At 69.8% G+C, this 21,510-nt stretch carries 20 protein-coding genes; 13 read left to right on the top strand and 7 right to left on the bottom strand.

What is annotated here, in order from left to right; all coding sequences use genetic code 11:
- The first annotated feature begins 5 nt into the window (after positions 1-5).
- Positions 6-1,286 carry a glycosyltransferase gene (locus ACWIHT_RS37960; protein WP_456173035.1) on the top strand — a complete coding sequence of 427 codons (1,281 nt, stop codon included), beginning with the start codon at positions 6-8 and terminating at the stop codon, positions 1,284-1,286.
- Between the two features lie 83 nt (positions 1,287-1,369).
- The gene (locus tag ACWIHT_RS37955) at positions 1,370-2,572 is read left to right on the top strand and encodes a glycosyltransferase family 39 protein (RefSeq protein ID WP_456173181.1); all 1,203 of its coding nucleotides are present in this window, start codon (positions 1,370-1,372) and stop codon (positions 2,570-2,572) included.
- Between the two features lie 14 nt (positions 2,573-2,586).
- Here ACWIHT_RS37955 and ACWIHT_RS37950 read toward each other — a convergent pair whose 3' ends face one another.
- Both ACWIHT_RS37950 and ACWIHT_RS37945 read right to left on the bottom strand, forming a co-directional pair.
- Positions 2,587-3,213, bottom strand: a complete 627-nt coding sequence (locus tag ACWIHT_RS37950; RefSeq protein WP_456173034.1) for a class F sortase — start codon at positions 3,211-3,213, stop codon at positions 2,587-2,589.
- 118 nt (positions 3,214-3,331) lie between these two features.
- Positions 3,332-3,850, bottom strand: coding sequence for a hypothetical protein (locus ACWIHT_RS37945; protein ID WP_456173033.1), 519 nt, complete (start codon positions 3,848-3,850; stop codon positions 3,332-3,334).
- Positions 3,851-4,121: 271 nt separating this feature from the next.
- On the opposite strand from ACWIHT_RS37945, the gene ACWIHT_RS37940 reads away from it, so the two are divergent.
- Positions 4,122-4,721, top strand: coding sequence for an NADPH-dependent FMN reductase (locus ACWIHT_RS37940; RefSeq protein ID WP_456173032.1), 600 nt, complete (start codon positions 4,122-4,124; stop codon positions 4,719-4,721).
- Positions 4,722-4,823: 102 nt separating this feature from the next.
- On the opposite strand, the gene ACWIHT_RS37935 is transcribed toward ACWIHT_RS37940, so the two are convergent.
- Entirely contained in the window at positions 4,824-5,072 is a 249-nt protein-coding gene (locus ACWIHT_RS37935; protein WP_234469286.1) for a hypothetical protein, read from the bottom strand.
- Between the two features lie 186 nt (positions 5,073-5,258).
- Here ACWIHT_RS37935 and ACWIHT_RS37930 point away from each other — a divergent pair, with 186 nt between their 5' ends.
- The 4 genes from ACWIHT_RS37930 (at position 5,259) to ACWIHT_RS37915 (ending at position 10,155) form a co-directional block, all read left to right on the top strand.
- Entirely contained in the window at positions 5,259-6,389 is a 1,131-nt protein-coding gene (locus ACWIHT_RS37930; RefSeq protein WP_456173031.1) for a hemopexin repeat-containing protein, read from the top strand.
- Between the two features lie 93 nt (positions 6,390-6,482).
- A complete protein-coding gene (locus tag ACWIHT_RS37925; RefSeq protein WP_456173029.1) occupies positions 6,483-7,946 on the top strand; it encodes a hypothetical protein in 1,464 nt (487 codons plus the stop codon).
- Positions 7,947-7,960: 14 nt separating this feature from the next.
- Positions 7,961-9,529: a hypothetical protein gene (locus tag ACWIHT_RS37920; protein ID WP_456173028.1), complete on the top strand. Its 1,569-nt coding sequence runs from the start codon at positions 7,961-7,963 to the stop codon at positions 9,527-9,529.
- Entirely contained in the window at positions 9,523-10,155 is a 633-nt protein-coding gene (locus ACWIHT_RS37915; RefSeq protein ID WP_456173027.1) for a hypothetical protein, read from the top strand. The genes ACWIHT_RS37920 and ACWIHT_RS37915 overlap by 7 nt, the downstream gene beginning before the upstream one ends.
- Before the next feature lie 8 nt (positions 10,156-10,163).
- Here ACWIHT_RS37915 and ACWIHT_RS37910 read toward each other — a convergent pair whose 3' ends face one another.
- From ACWIHT_RS37910 to ACWIHT_RS37900, 3 genes are all read right to left on the bottom strand, one after another.
- Complete coding sequence (locus ACWIHT_RS37910) at positions 10,164-11,093, bottom strand: RNA polymerase sigma-70 factor (RefSeq protein WP_456173025.1); 930 nt, start codon at positions 11,091-11,093, stop codon at positions 10,164-10,166.
- A gap of 37 nt (positions 11,094-11,130) precedes the next feature.
- The gene (locus ACWIHT_RS37905) at positions 11,131-11,607 is read right to left on the bottom strand and encodes a carboxymuconolactone decarboxylase family protein (protein ID WP_456173024.1); all 477 of its coding nucleotides are present in this window, start codon (positions 11,605-11,607) and stop codon (positions 11,131-11,133) included.
- A 98-nt stretch (positions 11,608-11,705) separates the two neighbouring features.
- The gene (locus tag ACWIHT_RS37900) at positions 11,706-12,776 is read right to left on the bottom strand and encodes an acyltransferase family protein (protein ID WP_456173023.1); all 1,071 of its coding nucleotides are present in this window, start codon (positions 12,774-12,776) and stop codon (positions 11,706-11,708) included.
- A gap of 239 nt (positions 12,777-13,015) precedes the next feature.
- Here ACWIHT_RS37900 and ACWIHT_RS37895 point away from each other — a divergent pair, with 239 nt between their 5' ends.
- The gene (locus tag ACWIHT_RS37895) at positions 13,016-13,444 is read left to right on the top strand and encodes a gamma-glutamylcyclotransferase family protein (protein WP_456173021.1); all 429 of its coding nucleotides are present in this window, start codon (positions 13,016-13,018) and stop codon (positions 13,442-13,444) included.
- Between the two features lie 7 nt (positions 13,445-13,451).
- On the opposite strand, the gene ACWIHT_RS37890 is transcribed toward ACWIHT_RS37895, so the two are convergent.
- On the bottom strand, positions 13,452-14,141 hold the full coding sequence (locus tag ACWIHT_RS37890) for a SanA/YdcF family protein (protein ID WP_456173020.1): 690 nt from the start codon (positions 14,139-14,141) through the stop codon (positions 13,452-13,454).
- A gap of 212 nt (positions 14,142-14,353) precedes the next feature.
- Between ACWIHT_RS37890 and ACWIHT_RS37885 the strand changes: the two genes are divergently transcribed.
- The 5 genes from ACWIHT_RS37885 (at position 14,354) to ACWIHT_RS37865 (ending at position 21,374) form a co-directional block, all read left to right on the top strand.
- A complete protein-coding gene (locus ACWIHT_RS37885) occupies positions 14,354-15,208 on the top strand; it encodes a sirohydrochlorin chelatase (RefSeq protein WP_456173018.1) in 855 nt (284 codons plus the stop codon).
- A 146-nt stretch (positions 15,209-15,354) separates the two neighbouring features.
- Complete coding sequence (locus ACWIHT_RS37880) at positions 15,355-16,674, top strand: deoxyguanosinetriphosphate triphosphohydrolase (protein ID WP_456173017.1); 1,320 nt, start codon at positions 15,355-15,357, stop codon at positions 16,672-16,674.
- A gap of 93 nt (positions 16,675-16,767) precedes the next feature.
- Positions 16,768-18,033, top strand: coding sequence for an NAD(P)/FAD-dependent oxidoreductase (locus ACWIHT_RS37875; RefSeq protein WP_456173015.1), 1,266 nt, complete (start codon positions 16,768-16,770; stop codon positions 18,031-18,033).
- Between the two features lie 47 nt (positions 18,034-18,080).
- Positions 18,081-19,985, top strand: a complete 1,905-nt coding sequence (dnaG, locus tag ACWIHT_RS37870) for a DNA primase (RefSeq protein ID WP_456173014.1) — start codon at positions 18,081-18,083, stop codon at positions 19,983-19,985.
- Between the two features lie 81 nt (positions 19,986-20,066).
- Entirely contained in the window at positions 20,067-21,374 is a 1,308-nt protein-coding gene (locus ACWIHT_RS37865; protein ID WP_456173012.1) for an RNA polymerase sigma factor, read from the top strand.
- Positions 21,375-21,510: the final 136 nt, after the last annotated feature.

The raw sequence follows: 21,510 nt of genomic DNA, 5'->3' as shown, positions 1-21,510 counted from the left end.
AAACCATGATGAATCACGAGTCGCTCAGGCCGACGGACGTGATCAGCCGGCTCCCGCGACGCACACCGGTACCGACCCATCACCCCGGCCCCGTCCTGGACGTCGTCGTCCCGGTGTTCAACGAGGAAACGGATCTGGAGCCGAACGTACGGCGCCTCCACGCGCACCTCTCCGAGGCGTTCCCGTACCCGTTCCGGATCACCGTCGCCGACAACGCCAGCACGGACCGCACCCCGCGCATCGCCGCCCGCCTGGCCGCCGAACTGCCCGGAACGGAGTGGCTGCGGCTGCCCGAGAAGGGCCGGGGCCGGGCACTGCGCGCCGCCTGGTCGCAGTCGCCCGCGCCGGTACTCGCGTACGTGGACGTCGACCTCTCCACCGAACTGGCCGCACTGCTGCCCCTCGTCGCCCCGCTGATCTCCGGCCACTCCGACCTGGCCATCGGCACCCGCCTCGCCCCCGGCTCCCGGGTCGTGCGCGGCCCCAAACGCGAGGTCACCTCCCGCTGCTACAACGCCCTCCTCCGTTCCACCCTCGCCGTCGGCTTCTCCGACGCGCAGTGCGGATTCAAGGCCGTACGACGCGATGTCGCCGAGGTGCTGCTGCCCCTGGTCGAGGACACCGGATGGTTCTTCGACACCGAACTGCTGGTGATCGCCGAACGGGCCGGACTGCGCATCCACGAGGTCCCGGTCGACTGGGTCGACGACCCGGACAGCCGCGTCGACATCCTCGCCACCGCGCTCGCCGACCTACGCGGAATCGCCAGAATCGCCGGATCACTGGCCCGCGGCACCCTGTCACCATCCGCACCACGACTCGCCCCGGCCCCAGCCGCCCCCGACGCCGACACCAACACGCCAACTGAACCGGCCGCCCAGCTCACGGGGGCGCAGCCCGGACCCGCCGCCCAACTCGCCCGCTTCGCCGCCATCGGCGCGACCAGCACCCTCGGCCATCTCCTGCTCTACGCGGCCCTGAGCCCGGCACTCGGTGTCCAGGTCGCCAACGCGCTCGCGCTCCTGTTCTGCGCCCTCGCCAACACGGCCGCGAACAGACGTCTCACCTTCGGACACCGAGGACGTGGCGGCGTGCTGTGCCATCACGGCAAGGGACTCGTGGTCTTCCTGATCGGCCTGGCGCTCACCAGCGGCTCCCTCGCGGCCCTGCACCACGCGGCACCCTCGGCCTCCCACGCCACCGATCTCGCCGTACTCCTGACGGCCAACCTGACCGCGACCGTGCTGCGGTTCCTCCTCCTGCGGGCGTGGGTGTTCAGCGCGTGAACGAGACCATCACCCCGGTAAGCGGCTGGAACGCGAGACTGCCGGAGCAGCGGCCCGCCCCCACGGACGGCAAGCGGCAACGACTGCGCCGGACCGTCAAGCAGACGATCAAACAGACCATCAAGCACCACACCCCCGCACTCGCCTTCTACGGCGCCCTGAAGCTCATCGGCTTCGGCTCCTTCATGTGGCTGCTGGACTCCGCCGGGAACTACCGCACCAGGAACCCGCGCTTCGGCGGCGGCGCCCACCCCTGGGACGTACTGGCCACCTGGGACGGCTGGTGGTACCAGCAGATCGCCGTCCACGGCTACCACCCCGAACTGGTCCGCATCCCCGGCGCCACCGGCATGATCACCCTCGAAGGCAACTCGGCCGCCTTCTTCCCCCTCTACCCGGCGCTGATCCGCCTGACCTCCGAACTCACCGGCCTCGGTTCCTACGGCGCCGGCCTGGTGGTCTCCGTGCTCGCCTCCTTCGCCGCCGCCCTCGGGATATACGCCGTCGCCGCCCAACTCCTCGACAGCCGGGCCGGGTTGGCCGCCGCGGGACTCTGGGCCGTATGGCCCGGCTCCGGCGTCGAGTGGGCGGTCTACTCCGACTCCCTCTTCGTCGCGCTGGCCGCCTGGGCCTGCCACGCCGTCCTCACCCGCCGCTGGCTCACCGCCGGCCTCCTCACCTGCGCCGCCGGACTCAACCGCCCCACGGCGGCGGCACTGATCGCCGCGGTCGCCCTCGCGGCCCTGCTCGCACTCCGCGACCGCCGCGACGGCATCGTCCGCCCGCTGGCCGCGATGGCCTTGGCACCACTCGGCCTGCTCGCCTATCTCGGCTGGGTGGGCCACCAAATGGGCGACTACGGCGGCTACTTCAAGCTCCAGTCCGGTGCCTGGGCCCACAAGTGGGACTACGGCGAGCAGACCCTCGACGTCCTCACGTCCATCCCGGTCGGCAAGACCAGCTACCTCTTCGCCTGGCCCTTCGCGGACCTGATCGGCGTCTGTGTGGTCCTGCTCGGCTTCGCCCTGCTCCCACTGCTGCTCCGGCTGCGCCCGCCTGCCGTACTGATCGTCTACACGGTCCTCACTGTCGCGCTCGTCCTGGGCAGCCAGCAGATCTTCAGCAACGTCTCCCGCTATCTGCTCCCGCTCTTCCCCCTCTTCCTCCCGCTCGCCGCCGCACTGCGCCGCCTCAGCCTCGCCCACCTGTTCACACTGCTGGGGACGGCGGCCCTGGCGTCGGGCTCGTACGCGGGCTACGCCCTCTTCGAACTCGGCGTCCCGTAACCGGACTTGGCGGGCTAGTGACTGCCCGTCAGATGCGCGAACACGACGACGTTCCCCTGATATCCCGTCGACCGCGAGTAACCGCCCCCGCACGTGATCACCCGCAACTCCGGCCGCCGTGCGGCCCCGTAGACCTTCTGATCGGGGAAGCGGCTGGCCTGGTACACCTCGACCGCGTCCACCGTGAAGAGCGCGACGGTGCCGTCCAGCCGGTCCAGTTCGATGGTGTTGCCCTTCTTCAGGGCGCCGAGGTCGTAGAAGACGGCGGGCCCGTCGGCGTTGTCGACATGGCCCGCGACGATCGACGTCCCGGTCTCACCGGGCGTGGTGCCGGACTCATACCAGCCTGCGAGGTTCTTCCTCGCGGCCGGGGGCACGTCCAGGCTCCCGTTGCCCGTCAGCTTGAGGCCCATCAGCGGGGCGTCCACATGGATGGCCGGGATCCGGATGCGGTCCGGCGGCGACGGCGGCAGCGCACGGGCCGCGGCGCGCTCGACGGCCGGGTCGGGCCGGGCCTCGGCGGCGGACGGCTGCGGCGGCGCGTTCGACTCCCCGCCACTGGTCAGCAGCCACGCACCCGTGCAGAGCGCGACCGCCGTCACGGCCCCTATCGCGGTATTGCCGAATCCACGACGACGCATCACGCACCCCTCTCCAGTGACCAGGGCCTGCCCCGCGCCCCCTCCGGGTCACGAGGGGCGTCGGACCCGGAGGGGGAGGGGCTTGCGGTACCGGCGGACGGACAGCGGAGGGTGTCCGTCAGATCCCGTCGCCTCTCGCCCGGCGATGCAGGAGCCAGGTACCGCCCGCGGCGGCGACGGCGAGAGCCGCCACACCGGCCGCGGTCTGCACGGGATCGGGGCCCAAGGCGCCACCGACCCCCGTCTTCACACTGCCGCGCGGCTGCACCTGCTGCCGCGTCGAGGCCAGCGTCACCATCAGATCGCCGGATACCTCCCGGCCGTCCGTGCACTTCGCGACGATCTCGTACGTCCCCGGCTGCGCGCTCGGCGGCACCTTGAACTGCCCGATGGCGTCGTCCTCGTGCGTGCTCGGCGCCAGCGTGAACGTGCCGGCGCCCACCGCGCTGGCGTCCCCGGCCGCCGTACCGCCGTCGCCGCACGCGGCCGTGTTCACCGTGACGTCGCCGCCCGGCACGGCGCTCGACGGGAACACCTCCAGGCTGCCGGTCTCGCCGCCGTACGCCGGTGCGGTCGCGAGACCCGCGGCGGCGACGGCGAGCGCGGTACCGGTCAACAGACGGGCCGTACGACGCATCGGTGCTCCTCCGAGCTGTGGTTGGCTGCCCTTCCGAGGTAAGTGGCACCGGGCCGAGCCCGCTTCCTGAGCGCGCGTCAGAAGTGTGGTGAATGGGTGTCAGGAAGAGACCGGAGCGGCCCGTCCAGCCGCTGTTTCAGCAGGTCATAGGGGTACGACGACCTCGTCCCGAAGGAGTACCCGAAGAGCGCACGCCGAGCGTGTGAACGGGTGACGACTGGTCAGACCCGGGACTTGACCTCAAGAATGGTTGAGGTATCAGGCTGCCCGCATGGACACCGACACCGCTCCTCTGACCGTGACCGTCGTCATCGGCAGCAACCGCCACGGCCGCTTCGGCCCGGTAGTCGCCGACTGGCTCCTCACCCACGTCGCCGACCGCGCCGACCTCACCCTCCAGGTCGTCGACGTGGCTGACACGGCCCACCTGCCCACGACCCTCGCCCCCTCCCCGGAGGCGACCGCCGCCCTCGCCGGCATCTCCCCGAAACTGTCCTCGGCCGACGCCTTCGTCGTCCTCACCCCCGAGTACAACCACTCCTTCCCGGCCGGCCTCAAGAACCTCATCGACTGGCACTACACGGAGTGGCGCGCCAAGCCCGTCGCCCTCGTCTCCTACGGCGGCCTCGCGGGCGGTCTGCGCGCGGTGGAACACCTCCGCCAGGTCTTCGCCGAACTGCACGCCGTCACGGTCCGCGACACCGTCTCCTTCCACAACGCGGGCGCGTCCTTCGACGACCGCGGCCTCCTCAAGGACCCCTCGGGCCCGGACGCGGCGGCGAAGGTGATGCTCGACCAACTCGTGTGGTGGGGGCGGGCGTTGAAGGAGGCACGGGAGGCGCGACCGCTGACCGCGCTAGGCGGCGGCTGAGCGCGGACAGCGAGAAGGGGGCGGCCGACACAGGTCGGCCGCCCCCTCCGCACCGTCACTGATGGCCCGACGCGCTACCCGGACCGGCGCCGGGTGGACGTGTCAGTAACCGAAGATGCCCTGGAACGTACCGCGGTCCCACTCGTGGTCGGTCTTGCTGGTCGAGGAGTAGACGGGACCGACGTGGTCGATGACCCCGGCGAACATGGTGTTCTCGGTGTGCCCGGAGCCCTGAGAGCCGGTGCCCTGGACGACCCCGTTGTCGTCGCCGTGGGCGAGGGCGGCACCGGCACCGCCGAGCAGGATGCCGACGGCGAGGACGGACGTGGTCAGGGCGGAACGCATACGCATGACTACTCCCAAGGTTCTTGCGAGGGACGTGCCGGAAAACGGGCACGTCGGTCGGTTCAACGCCTCAAACGATCACTGAAAACGGCATGCCACCTCGGTGACGCCACGTGAATCACGCCCTGATTCACCCGAACGGGAACGCGTCCCGTGCCATGAGAACGGCCCCGGCGGAGCATGCATCCCGGCATGAGTGTGGACAAGGCGTACTTCACCGTCGGGGCCGGCGTGTCCACGTACGACCTCGACGCGGACGCGGCCGACCCGGCGCGGGACTGGCAACTCGGCACGGCCTGGGGCGGGTTGCCGCCCGGCTGGGAGGACGGCATCGACGCGGCCGTCGACCTGGGCCAGGCCCACCTCTACGTGTTCCGGGGCACGGAGTACGTCCGGATCCCGTTCGCCACCCAGACCGTCGACGACGGCTACCCGCTACCGATCCGCGACAACTGGACCGGCCTCTCCTTCGACACCGTCGACGCGGCCATGAACTGGGCCGACGGAAAGCTCTACTTCTTCAGCGGCCCCCAGTACGTCCGCTACGACATCGCCGCCGACCGTCAGGACCCCGGCTACCCCAGGCTCATCGCCGACGGCTGGACCGGAGTCGCCGCCGACTGGATCGGCGAGGGCATCGACGGCGCGCTCAACCCCGGCAACGGACGCGCGTACTTCTTCAAGGGCACCGAGTACACGGCCATCGACTGGCACACCGAGAGACAGCAGGACGGCTACCCGCTCACCACCGCCGACCAGTGGCCCGGCCTCACCGGCCCCTACGACGCGATCTGGTCCAACGCGCCCACCGCACCCCCGAGTTCGAGCAAGGCGGCCCAATTCCGGCAGTCCTACGGCGAGTTCGCCACCGCCAGTGAGACGGCGACCGGAGTGCCCGCCCTGGTCACGCTCGGCCAGGCGGCCCTGGAGTCCGGCTGGGGCACGGCCGCGCCCGGCAACAACTTCTTCGGCATCAAGGCGAAGGCGACCGACCCGCTGGAGACCCGTCAACTGCTCAGGACCCAGGAGGTGTTGGACCGGCCCGACGTGCAGTTCCCCGAGGTGATCTCGGTGACCCAGCGCCCCGACGGCAAGTACCTGTACGTCGTCCGCGACTGGTTCCGCGTCTACGCCAGCCCCGAGGAGTCCTTCACGGCCCACGGCGACTACCTGCGGAACAACGCCCGTTACGCCCCCGCGTTCGACCACACCGACGACCCGTACGCCTTCGCCCGGGCGGTCGCGGACGCGGGCTACGCGACCGCCACGAACTACTACGACTCCCTCGCGTCCGTCATGCGGAACATCGAGGCCTCCACCTGAGATCGCCACCTGAGATAGCCGATGATTCACTGATCCGGGTGAATGCCCGCAAGCTGCCGTATAGGTGTCATATGACCCGGGCAGGACGGGGGCATGGGATACCAACTGGGGGATCTGGGGCGGACGTTCCGCGACCAGATGTACAACGTGCTCACCGGCGGCGACGGCAGCGTCCCGCCGGCCAAGTCCAGCTTCATCACCTGGTGCATGCCCGGACTGCCGTACCAGGAGGCGGACTTCGCGTTCGCCGCGCAGGGCATCGGCACCGGCGCCACGGCGGCGGAGGACAAGCTCCTGCTCCAGCAGGCGTACAACTTCTCCTCGCTGATCGACTTCATCCCGGACGTGACGTCGGCGTACTCCTCGGGCCGCCAGGACGGGGTGTGGCGCAACGCGAGCGGTGCCCGGCTGAGCGAGATCTACGGCCAGATCCTCAAGTTCTCCAAGGTCGTCGACGACCAGCTCACCGACGACCAGAAGGCCAAACTCGACCGGTTCCGGGGCCTGTTGAGAGTGACCCGCACGGTGAAGGACATCGTCACCGAGCAGGAGAAGCAGGTCACCGAGGACAGCCCCATGCTCAAGGCCTACAAGGCGTGCATGCAGGCGTACGTCACGGCCGCCCTGGCGTACAACAACAAGCGGATCGCCGCGCAGGCCGCCGTAGGAGAGTCCGGCAAGCAGGCGGTCGCGGACTGGGCGGCCAACGCGCAGCTGTACTCGATGCAGGTGGCCGCCGCGATGGACGACTGGACGTCGAGCGGGTACCGCAACGAGGTCGAGGAGATCAACGCCTACATCGACCAGACCACCGAGAAGTCGATGCTGCTGTGGAAGCGCAACCTGGAGCGCTTCTACGAGGAGGCCAACACCAACGCGCTGGGCCCGGGCCAGTCCTTCTACTACACGACCGTCGTCCCCGGTGACTTCGCCACCTCCAGCGGCTGGACCGCGTACTCGATGTACCACCAGATGGTGGACTCCCACAGCCACTACGAGACCACGTCCTGGTCGGCGGGCGGAGGCCTCAACTTCGGTCTGTGGAGCGCGAATGCGGGCGTGACGTCCAACTCCCAGGACTACAGCGAGAACTACCAGGTCGACGACTTCTCGATGTCCTTCGAGATGGCCCAGGTGCAGGTCGTACGGCCCTGGTTCTACCCGGAGTTCCTGGAGAACCGCGGCTGGGACCTGAGGAAGGGGCAGGGCTGGAACTACGACGAGATGCCGTCCGACGGCGGCAACCCGCCCCAGGGCCGCTTCATCGGCTATCCGCTCCAGGCCCTGTTCATCAGGAACCTCACCATCCACTCCGCCTCGCTGGCGCAGGCGTTGCAGACCCACCAGAGTTCCGTGTCGGTCAACGCCAGTGTCGGCTGGGGCCCGTTCACCGTCCGGGGCAGCTACAGCCACTCCGAGTCGGACCAGCACTTCCACTCCGAGAACGACGGTGCCACCATCACCGTCCCCGGCATGCAGATCGTCGGCTTCGTCAACCACCTGCTGGGCAAGACCCCCGACCTGCTCGACGGCCTCGACCCCGACCAACTGGTATAGGGCGGCGGCCAGTTATGAGCGATACCGAGACGGTGTGGGCCGCGTCCCCCGTGGACGCGGCCGCCATGTTCGGCCTGGGCGCCTACTTCCGGAACCTGCTCACCGACCCCGATCACCTGGTCGGCGTACCGGTGACACCGGTCGTCCACCAGGACAGCACGTTCCGCTTCGGCGGCGCCCTGGACACGGCCCGGGCCACGGTCTGGTCCGAGTTCTGCGAACTCGTCAACCGCATCCCCACCCAGCCCGTCTGGTCACCCCCGGCCACCACCCACCTGTGGAGCGTCTACGGCGAGGTGCTCGGCGCCGACCTGGCCCGCTCCACCCTCACCCCCGAGGAACACCAGCGCTACGACACGGCGGTTGACTACCTCTACGACACCGGCCCCGACGGCGTGTTCGTCCCCTCGCCCGCTCTGCGCGACTACCGCACGGCACGCCAGGCCTGGCTCCAGGCCGACACGGACTACCACCAGGCGGAGCAGGCGGCGGCCATGTCGGCCGACCCGGCGGCACGCGACCACTGGACCCACGTCGACGAACCGCGGCTCCGCCAGGCCAGGGACGACGCCATGGACGCCTGGCAGACCGCGGGCCACAAGGCTGAGGTCGAGGACGCCCTGCGCGAGACCTCCGAACTCGCCTCCAAGGCCCCCTCCGGCATCTGGAAAAGACACCGCGACACCTTCAACCCCAACCTCCCCGACCAGTACACGACCGCCCCCAACGGCACGCGTTTCGCGCCCACTTACTACTCACCCGACGGCGCCCTGGACGACCCCTGGTCGAGAGTCGTCCTCCCGGAGCCGGTGTTCCGCACCCTGGCCGCCCAGGCGCCGACGGAACTCAAGTCGGCCTTCGGCGACCGCGCCACCGACGACTCGGTCTTCTCCCTCGCCTTCGAGTACCGGGTCGTCTCCGTCGTCCGCCCCTGGCTGGACCCGCCGATGGAACTCTTCGGCTCCCGCGCCTGGCGCCTCTCGGCGGGCGTCACCCCGCTCAGCGACGGCGCCACCCCACCGCACGGCCGCTGCCCGTCCTACGTCGAATCGGTAGCCCTGGCCCGCAACATCGAACTGATCCGCCAGGCCACCGGCTACACCGAGACCCCCGGCGAGACCACCCTCCACGGCACCTGGACCCTGGACCTCGACAACGGCATCGCGGGCGGCGACATGAACACCGCCGACCTCTGGTGGGAGTGGATGACGGAGACGAGCGCCCAGTTGGTCCCCAGCTCCCGCGCCGGAATCGTCAACCTCGGCCAGGTCGACTACGACGCCTTCGACGGCCACCGCCTGTCGGCCCTCACCTACGCCACCACACCCCTCAACGGCAGCCCGAACCCGGGCAACCAACTCGTCAGCGGGGACGTGTTCGCCGTCCGCACGACGGAGGGCCGCTTCGCCAAGGTGCTGGTCGTCCAGTACGGCTACGACCTCCAACTGCGCTGGGTGGCCTACCAGGAGACCGGCTCGGCGGCGCAGAGCACCGTCACCGCACCGGAGGACGTGTTCCTCGCCGGGTTCGTGTGCAGACAGCTCCCGAAGAGCCCGGACCCGGACCCGGCCCTGACATGGTGAGCCCGAGCCCCGAACTCGCCCTCCACGGACTGCTGTTGCTCGGCACGGACACCATCTACGCAGTCCACATGCCCACGTTCACCGCACCCCACGACTTCCAGGCCGTCCTGCGGGTGACCCTGGACACGGACACCTACCGCACGGCCCGCAAGCGCTACGGCACGTCGGCCCTGTTCACCGCCCGCCCGCGCACCCTCCTCCTCAAGGACCTGGAACCGGGCGCCACTTGTACGGCCGACCTGTACTTCGGCCGCTTCGGAAGGGACGGCGAGCCGCTGGGGGAGGTGAGCGTCACGATCGAGGAGACGGTGTACGTCGGCCACCCGGCCGCCGAACCCCGCACCCTCCGGTACGTCCTCTTCGGCCGCGAACAGCTCTACCTGGCCCATGTCCTCACCGGCCCACCGGACTTCGACCAGGTACTGACCGCCCAACTCGCGGGGGAGTGGTGGGCGTTGGGGGGTGGAGAGGAGACAGTCGCGCGCACCGTGACGGTCCCGGGCCGTCCGGACGACCTGACCGGACGGCTGCGACCGGGCGAGCAACTCACCGCGGACGGTACCGAGTTGCAGGTGCTGGCCGAGGTGTACCTGGAGACGGCCGACCTGGCGGGCGGGCCGGAGTGACCGGCGGATCAGCCCCGTCGGGCCCGCCTCAGCTCACGGTCGACGGCCCAGGCGTCGGCGACCGGGCCGAGGTGGGTGAGCTTGTCGGGGTTGATCACCGCGCGGATGGTCTGGATCTGGCCGTCGAGCACGTCGATGGCCAGGGCGTGGAGCACCTTGCCGTCGCGGTCCCGGAAGACCGCGCCGGGCTGGCCGTTGACCTCGTGCGGCTCGAACGACACATCGATCCGGATCAGCCAGGGGAAGACCGTACCGAGCACCCGGGCCACGTTCTCCGCGCCCATGACGGCCTTGGCCAGCTGCGGGGCCTTTCCGCCGCCGTCCCCGACGAACTGCACGTCGGCGGCGAGCAGTTCACGCAGTCCGCCCACGTCACCGTCCTTCAGCGCGTCGAAGAACCGGGTCGCCAGCTCCTGCCGCTCCTGCCGGTCCGCGGCGAACCGGGGCCGCTTGTCCGCCATGTGCCGCCGCGCCCGCACCAGCAGCTGCCGGCATGCCGACTCCGAACGGTCGACCGTCGTGGCGATCTCGTCGAAGCCGAAGGCGAACACCTCCCGCAGCACGAACACCGCCCGCTCCAGCGGGCTGAGTTGCTCCAGCAGCAGGAGCGCCGCCATCGACACCGAGTCGGCGAGCTCCACCGACCGCGCCGGATCCTGGTACGGGTCGCTCAGCAGCGGCTCCGGGAACCAGGGCCCGACGTACTCCTCCCGCCGTACCCGCGCCGAACGCAGGACGTCGATGGAGATCCGCGTGACCGTGGCCGACAGGAACGACTTGGTCGAGGTGGGCCGGGTCGTCGTGCCGTCGTAGCGCAGCCAGGTCTCCTGCACCGCGTCCTCGGCCTCGCCCACACTGCCCAGGATCCGATAGGCGATCGAGAACAGCAGCGGTCGCAGCTCCTCGAACTCCTGGGCCTTCCGGTCGGTCTCGCTCACGCGGGGATCTCCTTGTCCTGGTCGGTGCGGGAGCGGTTCAGCCGAGGACGCCGGGCTTGTAGTCGCCCGCGCACGGCTGTCGGGTGATGATGTTCAGCCGGTTCACCGAGTTCATGAAGGAGATCAGGATGACCAGCGAGGTGAGCTGCTCGTCGTCGTAGTGCTTGGCCGCGTGCGCCCACACCTCGTCGCTCACCCCGCCGGCCGCGTCCGCGACCCGGGTCCCCTCCTCCGCCAGTGCCAGCGCGGCCCGTTCGGCCTCGGTGAAGACCGTGGCCTCGCGCCAGGCCGCGAGCAGGTTCAGCCGGACCGGGGTCTCGTCGGCGACCGCGGCCTCCTTGCTGTGCATGTCGATGCAGACGGCGCAGCCGTTGATCTGGCTGACCCGCAACGCCACCAACTCCTGCGTCAGTACCGGCAGTTCGGACTGCTTGAGCGACCTGCCGACCGCCATGAACTGCTTGGCGGCCTTGCCGGCGGTCGGGCTGGCGAAGAAGTTCAGTCGTGCGTCCATGATGCCCTCCGTGGGCTGTCGTCGTCAGTGGCTACACCCACGAGACGAGACGGCCCGGGCTCCTGTGACATGGACGAATGTGACCTGGGTCTCAGGGCTCAGGGGCTGTTCGCCGAGTTGCGCAGCCGCGCGAACGACGTGTCGAGACCGCCCTTCAGCAGCCGGGCCACGGGCCGCTCCACCAGCCGGTGGACGAGCCAACTCAGCACCAGGAAACCGGAGATGACGGAGGCGACCAGCAGCCGGGGGTCCATGGTGTCGTGGAAACGGTTGATGACCGTCGTACCGGCCGCGTAGTGCAGCAGATAGAACGGATACGTCATCGCTCCGGCCGTGGTGAGCCACTTCCAGCGGATGCGGTCGGTCGCGCCGAGCGCGATGGCTGCCATCACCAGGATGAACACGGTGAAGAGGACGATGCTCGCGCGCCAGCTGGAGACGTGCTCGACGGAGTCGATCCGGTGTCCGAGTTCCAACTGGCCCATCAGCGAGGCCAGTCCGAGGATGCCCCACAGCAACATGTCCTGGCCGAAGCGGTACATGAGGTACAGCGCCAGGCCGGCGATGAAGTACCAGGCGCCGTCCGGATTGATCGCCAGGGTCAGCGGCCGGAACCCCGCGGCCGGGGCGATCATCGCGGCGGCGCCCCAGAAGCAGCAGAAGAGGACGACCTTGCGGTAGGTCAGGCCGGTGACGACGACGGCCATGAAGAGCAGGTAGAAACGCAGCTCCGACCAGAGGGTCCAGTACACGCCGTCGACGTTCGGGACACCCGAACCGGCTTGCAGCATCGTGAAGTTGAGCAGGATCGTCCGCAGCGTCTGCCGCCCCCACACACCGGGCAGAGTCACCAGGACGCAGGTGGTGAAGACGATGGCGAACCAGTACGCCGGATAGAGCCGGATCACCCGCGAGGTGAAGAACTGCCGTGGGGTACGGCCCCAGCAGGACATGCAGATCACGAAGCCGCTGATCACGAAGAACATCTCGACGCCGATCCAGCCGTAGGCCGAGAACCGGAACACCGTCGGCATGATCTCGGACACCGGCCGGCCCCAGATCGAGTTGCCCGGCTGGTCGACCCGTCGGGTGCCGGCGTAGTGGTGCGCGGCCACGAACAGGGCGGCGAGCAGCCGCATTCCGTCGATGGCGTACAACCGCCGCTGCAATGAAGGCCTTTGCTGTAAACTGAGGGAGGCGTGTCTTGGTGCTTTTCGGCTCTGGGGCGGGATGAGCACCCGCTCCGTCGCCCCGGCATACGTAGACATGTCAGTCCATATCAGCTCTGGGGCTCGGGAGTTGCAGGACTCCTGACCCACGCGAATCGAAAATCCTCACGGTTCACAGCAGAAGACCCGCGTGGTCCGCCGATGGTTGTAGGCGGATTCCCGGGAATCCTCGGCGTCGAATGAGAGTGATGACGACCCCCCTCCCCTTCTTCGTCTACGGCACCCTCCGCCCCGGCGAGCCCAACCACGACATCTTCCTGCGCGGCCACACGGAGTCGGAGGAGCCGGGACGCCTGCACGGCGCCGTCCTCTACGAAGGCCCCGGCTACCCGTACGCCTTCGAGGAGCCCGGCTCGGTGGTCGTCGGCGAACTCGTCACCGCGCGCCCCGAGTCCTACCCTGGGCTCCTCCTCGCCCTGGACCGACTTGAGGACTACGCCCCCGGCGACCCGCGCAACCTCTACGAGCGCGTCGAACGCCCGGTGACCCGCGACGCCGACGGCACGGCCGTACGCGCGTGGGTGTACCTCGCGGCCCCCGCCGTCACCGCCGCCCTGCGCACCCACGGCACACCGATCGAGGGCGGCGACTGGCACAACTACCGCTGAACGGACCTCAGTTGCCGCCGGAGGCCAGCGCCCGCGCGACCCCCTTCTCCTTCGGCCCGAGGAACTGCGGATCGGGATGGATCACCACGTCCAGCGCCGCCTTGCCCGCCGCGAACACCTCGCGGGTACCGCCGTAGTACCAGGTCGCGTTGTGCGCCTCGTCGACCCCGACGCCGTACGAGTCGACGCCCGCCGCCTCGCAGAGTGCGACCGCCCGCCGGATGTGGAACTTCTGGCTGATGAGCACGGCCTTGTCGACGCCGAAGATCTTCTTGGCGCGGACACAGGAGTCCCAGGTGTCGAAACCGGCGTAATCGGTCACCACGCGCGCGCGGGGCACCCCGTGCTTGGCCAGGTAGACACGCATCGCGTCCGGCTCGTCGTAGTCCTTGCGGCTGTTGTCACCGGTCACCAGGACGACCCTCACCCGGCCCTCCCGGTACAGCGTGGCCGCCGCGTCCAGCCGGTGCGCGAGATACGGCGACGGCTCGCCGTCCCACAGCCCGGCCCCGAAGACCACGGCCACATCGGTACGCGGCGCGTCCTGAAGCGTCCGCAGCCGGTCCGCCGTCGCCAGCCACAGCCAGGTCGCCGGAAGCAGCGCGAGGACACACCCGAGGGCCACCCCCTGCACGAGCCGGCGCCACCCGGCACGCGTGCGTGGCAGGCGCGGTCTGTGGAGTTTCAGGCGACGCATGAGAAGGGCCCCTCCCCGTTCGGTTCCGACAGTCACAGACGCGCCGCACCGTCGTCCGGTTCGCCGCCCGCAGTGTGACCGGCTTCACTGTGAACCCGGAAGCCGCAGGTCACGTCGCCTCACACACCACCCGGACCCCACCGTGAACCCCCGGAAAAAACCCGTCATTCCCGTGCAACGGGGCGGCAACCTCCCACCGCCACCATCACTCCATGACGGCGTCGCATCTTCCCCACGACGACTCCACGACCCTCGACAGTACGGCGCATCTCATGAACCGGATCAGCAGCCAACTCGCCAGTCAGCTCAGCCGTGTCTCCCTGAACGGCGACCGCCGCCCCGGCCCGCCCCCGCTCGTCCTGGTCGCCCACGGCAGCCGCGACCCGCGCGCCCTGAGCACCGTACGAGCCCTCGTGGAACGCGTCGGCGAACTGCGCCCCGGCCTCCCCGTCCACCTGGGCCACATCGAACTCAACGAGCCCAGCCTCCCGGACACCCTCACGGCCCTCGGCCCCACGGACGCCGTCCTCGTCCCGCTCCTCCTGGCCCGCGGCTACCACGTGAAGCGCGACATCCCGGAAATGGCGGCGGAGGCACAGGCACGCGCGCGCGTGGCACCCCCTTTGGGCGCGCACCCCCTCCTGGTGGAGACGTTGTACGACCGCCTGGTGGAGGCGGGTTGGCCCGAGCAGCCCCGCCGGGGCAGCGCGGTGGTCCTGGCAGCGGCAGGCTCCAGGGACCCGGAATCCAAGCTGGACTCCAACCACACGGCCCAACTCCTCGCCGACCGTCTGGGAGTCCCCGTGCTCCCCGCGTACGCCTCGGCGGCGACCCCCACGGTCGCCGCGGCGATCCGCGCCCTCGCCGCGAGAGGCCACCACAGGGTCGCGGTGGCGTCCTGCTTCACCGCCCCCGGCCGCTTCGCCACACAGTGCGCGGAGACGGCTCCCTGGATCGCGTCGGCCCCTCTGGGAGCCCACCCGGCGATGGCGAGGCTGGTCCTCCACCGCTACGACCAGGCGTTGGCAACTCCCATGACGACGGCACAGGAACTGGCGTCGGCTTAGTCCCTACGGGAGGTGTGCTTTTAGGGGCGCGAGGAACTGCGCGCCCAGCCCCCACGCACCCGCACCCGCAAACGAATCCGCACCCGGCAGACGCATAGGCGCCCCGCAACTCCCGAATTGTCACTACCGCCGCTTACTGTCGAAGCATGGACGGCACAACAGCACCGAACCCCTACGACCCGACATCAGTCGACCGCTGGGCAACAGAGCCCGACAAGCGCCCGGGCCGCACCGCTTTCCAACGCGACCGCGCCCGCGTACTGCACTCCGCCGCCCTACGCCGCCTCGCCGGCAAAACCCAGGTGGTCACCCCGGGAACCCGCAGCCAGGCCTGGGACGCCAGCCCCCGCACCCGCCTCACCCACTCCCTGGAATGCGCCCAGGTGGGCCGAGAACTGGGCGCGGCCCTGGGCTGCGACCCGGACCTCGTGGAAGCCGCCTGCCTCTCCCACGACCTGGGTCACCCACCCTTCGGTCACAACGGCGAACAGGCACTGAACGAATTCGCGGACGACTGCGGCGGCTTCGAGGGCAACGCCCAGTCCCTGAGACTCCTCACCCGCATCGAACCGAAGCGCTTCGTAAAGAGCGACAGGACCGGCGAGTTGGTGAGCGTGGGCCTCAACCTCACCCGAGCCACCCTCGACGCCGCCACCAAGTACCCCTGGCCGCGAGGCGCGCACCCCACCACCCCCAAGTCCCCCAAGTTCGGCGTCTACGAGGACGACAGACCCGTCTTCGACTGGGTCCGCAAGGGCACCCCCGGCACCCGCACGTGCTTCGAGGCCCAGGTCATGGACTGGTCGGACGACGTGGCGTACTCCGTGCACGACGTCGAGGACGGCCTGCACGCGGGCCACATCGACCCCAACTGCCTGCACGCCGAACCGGAACGCCAGGAGATCTTCAAGGTGGCCGTCGGCCGCTACGTCCCCGCGGACACGGCCCCCGAAGAACTCGCCGAGGCGCTGGACCGGCTCCAGAACGAACCGTGGTGGCCGCACGGCTACGACGGCTCGGCGGTCGCGCAGGCCCGCCTCAAGGACGCCACCAGCCAGCTCATCGGCCGCTTCTGCCTGGCCGCCGAGGCCGCCACGCGCGCGAGGTACGGCACCGGCCGCCTCACCCGCTACGACGCCGAACTCGTCGTACCGCACGAGGCACGGCTGGAATGCGCGGTCCTCAAGGCGGTCGCCGACCGGTACGTGATGCAGCGCGCGGAGCAGGAGCGCATCCGCGCGGACGAGCGGATCGTCGTCGCCGAGCTGGCGCGGGCGCTGACCGCACGCGCCCCCGACGGCCTGGAGCCGCAGTTCCGCGCCCAGTTCGACGAGGCGCCCGACGACCGCGCCCGCAAGCGGGTGATCGTCGATCAGATCGCGTCATTGACCGACGCGTCGGCGCGGTCTCTTCACGCGCATCTCACATCACTGGGGCACAGTGACGCGAAACAAGCCCGAATGTGACCCTCCGTGGCCTGATCGGGCCACACCCCCTTCCCGCATCACCCTGCGTGCGGGACGCTCGCATATGGCGGCACCCTTACGAGGAGGCATCAAGTGGTCGACGCGGATCAGACATTCGTCATCGTCGGAGGAGGCCTGGCCGGCGCCAAGGCGGCCGAGGCGCTCCGAGCGGAGGGCTTCACCGGCCGCGTGATACTGATCTGCGACGAACGCGACCACCCGTACGAGCGTCCGCCGTTGTCCAAGGGCTACCTCCTCGGTAAAGAGGAGCGCGACAGCGTCTTCGTCCACGAACCCGCCTGGTACGCGCGCAATGACATCGAGCTGCACCTCGGCCAGACCGTCGACGCCATCGACCGTACGGCGAAGACGGTCCGCTTCGGAGACGACGGAACCCTTGTCCACTACGACAAGTTGCTCATCGCCACCGGCTCCGAGCCCCGCCGCCTCGACATCCCGGGCACGGACCTCGCGGGCGTCCACCACCTGCGCCGTCTCTCGCACGCCGAGCGCCTCAAGGGCGTCCTCGCCTCCCTGGGCCGGGACAACGGCCATCTGGTGATCGCCGGCGGCGGCTGGATCGGCCTGGAGGTCGCGGCGGCGGCCCGCGAGTACGGCGCCGAGGTGACCGTCGTAGAACCCTCGCAGACACCGTTGCACGGAGTCCTCGGCCCCGAACTGGGCCAGCTCTTCGCCGACCTGCACGCCGAGCACGGCGTGCGTTTCCACTTCGGCGCCAAACTCACCGAGATCGTCGGCCAGGACGGCATGGTCCTCGCGGCCCGCACGGACGACGGCGAGGAGCACCCCGCGCACGACGTCCTCGCGGCGATCGGCGCGGCCCCGCGCACCGCGCTCGCCGAGGCGGCCGGACTGGAACTCGCCGACCGCGCGCACGGCGGCGGCATCGCGGTCGACGAACGGCTGCGCACCTCCGACCCCGACATCTACGCGGCCGGTGACGTGGCCGCCTTCCACCACGCCCTGTTCGACACCCGGCTGCGGGTGGAGCACTGGGCCAACGCCCTCAACGGCGGCCCGGCGGCGGCCCGCGCGATGCTCGGCAAGGACGTCACCTACGACCGCGTGCCCTATTTCTTCTCCGACCAGTACGACTTGGGTATGGAGTACTCCGGCTGGGCGCCCCCGGGCTCCTACGACGAAGTGGTGATCCGGGGAGACGCGGGCAAGCGGGAGTTCATCGCCTTCTGGTTGAAGGAGGGACGCGTGCTGGCCGGGATGAATGTGAATGTGTGGGACGTCACAGAGCCCATCCAGCAGCTCATCCGCTCCCGGGCCCGCGTGGACACCGAGGCCCTCGCGGACCCACACGTTCCACTGGACAGCCTGGCCGTCTAGAGGTTCTGGTCGTCACTGGTGTCAGTCCGGCCCCGTAGAATTCACGCGTGGCTGGACGGATCAACGACGAGGACGTGAAGGCGGTTCGGGACGCGGTCCCGATCGACGCCGTGGTGTCCGAGTACCTCCAGCTGCGGAACGCGGGCGGCGGCAACCTCAAGGGCCTCTGCCCGTTCCACGACGAGAAGTCGCCGTCCTTCCAGGTCAGCCCGAGCAAGGGGCTCTTCCACTGCTTCGGCTGCCAGGAGGGCGGCGACACCATCACGTTCGTGATGAAGGTCGACCACCTCACCTTCTCGGAGTCGGTCGAGCGCCTGGCCGCCCAGGCCGGCATCACGCTGCGGTACGAGGAGGGCGGGTACAACCCCGCCAACCAGCGCGGCGAGCGCATCCGCCTGGTCGAGGCCCACAAGGTGGCCGCCGACTTCTACGTGGAGCAGCTCGCCGTCAGCCCCGAGGCGGACACCGGCCGCAAGTTCCTCGCCGAGCGCGGCTTCGACCAGTCGGCCGCCGAGCACTTCTCCGTCGGCTACAGCCCCCAGGGCTGGGACCACCTCACCAAATACCTCCGCGGCAAGGGCTTCAGCGACAAGGAGATCCTTCTCTCCGGCCTCTCCCAGGAGGGCCGCCGCGGCCCCATCGACCGCTTCCGCGGCCGTTTGATGTGGCCGATCCGCGACATCGGCGGCGAGGTCGTCGGCTTCGGCGCGAGGAAGCTCTACGAGTCGGACAACGGCCCGAAGTACCTCAACACGCCCGACACCGCGATCTACAAGAAGTCCCAGGTCCTCTACGGCATCGACCTCGCGAAGAAGGACATCGCCAAGTCCTCCCGCGCGGTCGTGGTCGAGGGCTACACGGACGTCATGGCCTGCCACCTCGCCGGAGTGACGACGGCCATCGCGACCTGCGGCACGGCCTTCGGCGGCGACCACATCAAGATCCTCCGCAGGCTCCTGATGGACAACGGCTCGGCGCGCGTGATCTTCACCTTCGACGGCGACGCGGCCGGCCAGAAGGCGGCCCTGCGCGCCTTCGAGGACGACCAGAAGTTCGCCGCCGAGACGTACATCGCGATCGCGCCCGACAACATGGACCCCTGCGAACTCCGCCTCGCCAAGGGCGACCAGGCGGTCGCCGACCTGGTCCAACCCCGCACCCCGCTCTTCGAGTTCGCGCTCCGCCAGATCGTCGTCCGCTACGACCTCGACACCCCCGCCGGCCGCGCCTCCGCCCTGGACGAGGCCGCCCCCATCGTCGCCCGCATCAAGAACAGCGGCGCCCAGCACGAGGTCGCCGTCCAGCTCGCCGGCATGCTCGGCATCCTCGACACCCAGTTCGTGGTCAAGAGGGTTGCCCAGCTGGCCCGTTGGGCCCGCGACCGCGGCGGGAAGGGCCCGGCACCGGCAGGGGGCGGCGCCCAGCAGCAGTACGACACCGCCCCCCGCGGTCCCACCGGCGGCCCCGCCCTCACCCTCCGCAACCCGGTCTTCGCCACCGAGCGCGAACTCCTCAAACTCGCCCTCCAGCGCCCCGAGTTGGTCTCCCCGGCCTTCGACGCGTACGGCGTCGACGAGTTCACCGCCGCGCCCTACGCGGCCGTACGCGAGGCGATCATCGAGGCGGGCGGCGCCGAGTACGGCCTCCAGGACGCCCAGGACTATCTGGTCCGGGTCCGCGAGGCGGCACCGGACGACGCGGTCCGCGCGATGGTCACCGAGCTCGCCGTGGAGGCCATCCTGCGCCGCACGGTCGACGAGAACTACGCGGGCGAGCAGCTCGTCACCGTCCGCCGAAGAGCCGTAGTACGCCGGATCCACGACATCCAGGGCGCGCTCACCCGCCTCGGCAGCCATGGCGACTCGGCCGAACTGGCCGCCGTACAGAACGAGTTGTGGGTTCTTCAGCAGTACGACCAGGCACTCCAGGTGCACGGCGCCACAGCGCTCTGAGCGCGTAGTTACGGAACGGACTCAAAAAGTCACCGCACGCCCCTCGTGGCGGCGATGTGTCGTACTCCACACTGGGTTCCGGTGCCTGAGTCCTCGGAGCGCGGCCGATCCGTCCCCAGCGGGTCCTTCACCCCCGCGGTTCCGCTCATCGAGTACGGGACGGATTGCGGCGAGGCCGCCCACTCCGCCCCTGAAGTACCGCTGCCGTACCCCCTGGCAGCGATCATCCTGGAGGTCGCCCCCGTGCAGACCCAGACCCTCGACCAGACCGAGACCAGCACGACGGACGGCGCGGAACCGGACGCGGAGACCGATGTCCTCGCGACCGTCCCTCCGCAGAGCCGTGCCGCGCACCACCCGGAAAACGCGGACTCGGAGAGCCCGCCCGAGCTCGAAGAACCGACGGCCGAAGCGGTGGAGACCGCCGAGGCCCCCGAGCCCGCCGTACGCCCCCGCAGCCGGGTCGCCGACAACGGCGCGCCCTCCTCGGACCTGTTCCGCCAGTACCTGCGCGAGATCGGCCGCATCCCTCTCCTCACCGCGGCCGAGGAGGTCGAACTCGCCCGCCGCGTCGAGGCCGGCCTGTTCGCCGAGGAACGGCTCGGCAGCGCCGTCGACCTGGACAGCCAACTCGCCCTCGACCTGGACAAGTTGGTCGTCATGGGCCGGATGGCCAAGCGCCGCCTGATCGAGGCGAACCTGCGGCTCGTCGTGTCCGTCGCCAAGCGGTACGTCGGGCGCGGGCTGACCATGCTCGACCTCGTGCAGGAGGGAAACCTCGGCCTGATCAGGGCAGTTGAGAAATTCGACTACGCCCGGGGCTACAAGTTCTCGACGTACGCCACGTGGTGGATCCGGCAGGCCATGTCCCGGGCCCTCGCCGACCAGGCCCGCACGATTCGCGTCCCGGTGCACGTCGTCGAGTTGATCAACCGGGTCGTCCGCGTCCAGCGCCGGATGCTCCAGGAGCGCGGCTACGAGCCGACGCCGGAGGAGGTCGCCGACCACCTCGACCTCGCGCCGGAGCGGGTCAGCGAGGTTCTACGGCTGGCTCAGGAGCCGGTGTCGTTGCACGCGCCGGTGGGGGAGGAGGACGACGTCGCCCTCGGCGACCTGATCGAGGACGGCGACGCGACGAGTCCCGTGGAGTCGGCGGCGTTCATCCTCCTCAGGCAGCACCTGGAGGCGGTCCTGTCGACGCTGGGAGAGCGGGAGCGGAAGGTTGTGCAGCTGCGTTACGGCTTGGCTGATGGGCGTCCGCGCACGCTGGAGGAGATCGGGCGGATCTTCGGGGTGACCCGGGAGCGGATACGGCAGATCGAGTCGAAGACTCTGAACAAGCTGCGGGATCACGCATTTGCGGATCAGCTCAGGGGTTATCTGGACTGATGCCGGGTGCGGGCCGGTGGGGGCGGGCCGCGCAGTTCCCCGCGCCCCTAAAAACGCCGTGCGTTTCAGGGGTTCCTGTATGCCGCCGAGCAGATGGGTGTGGCGCCGGAGCGGTGTGTGGTCGTGGAGGACAGTC

It is taken from the genome of Streptomyces sp. NPDC002276 (assembly GCF_053891435.1).
Note: the sequence above shows the minus strand (reverse complement) of the source record. Positions and strands in the feature narration are given on the sequence as shown.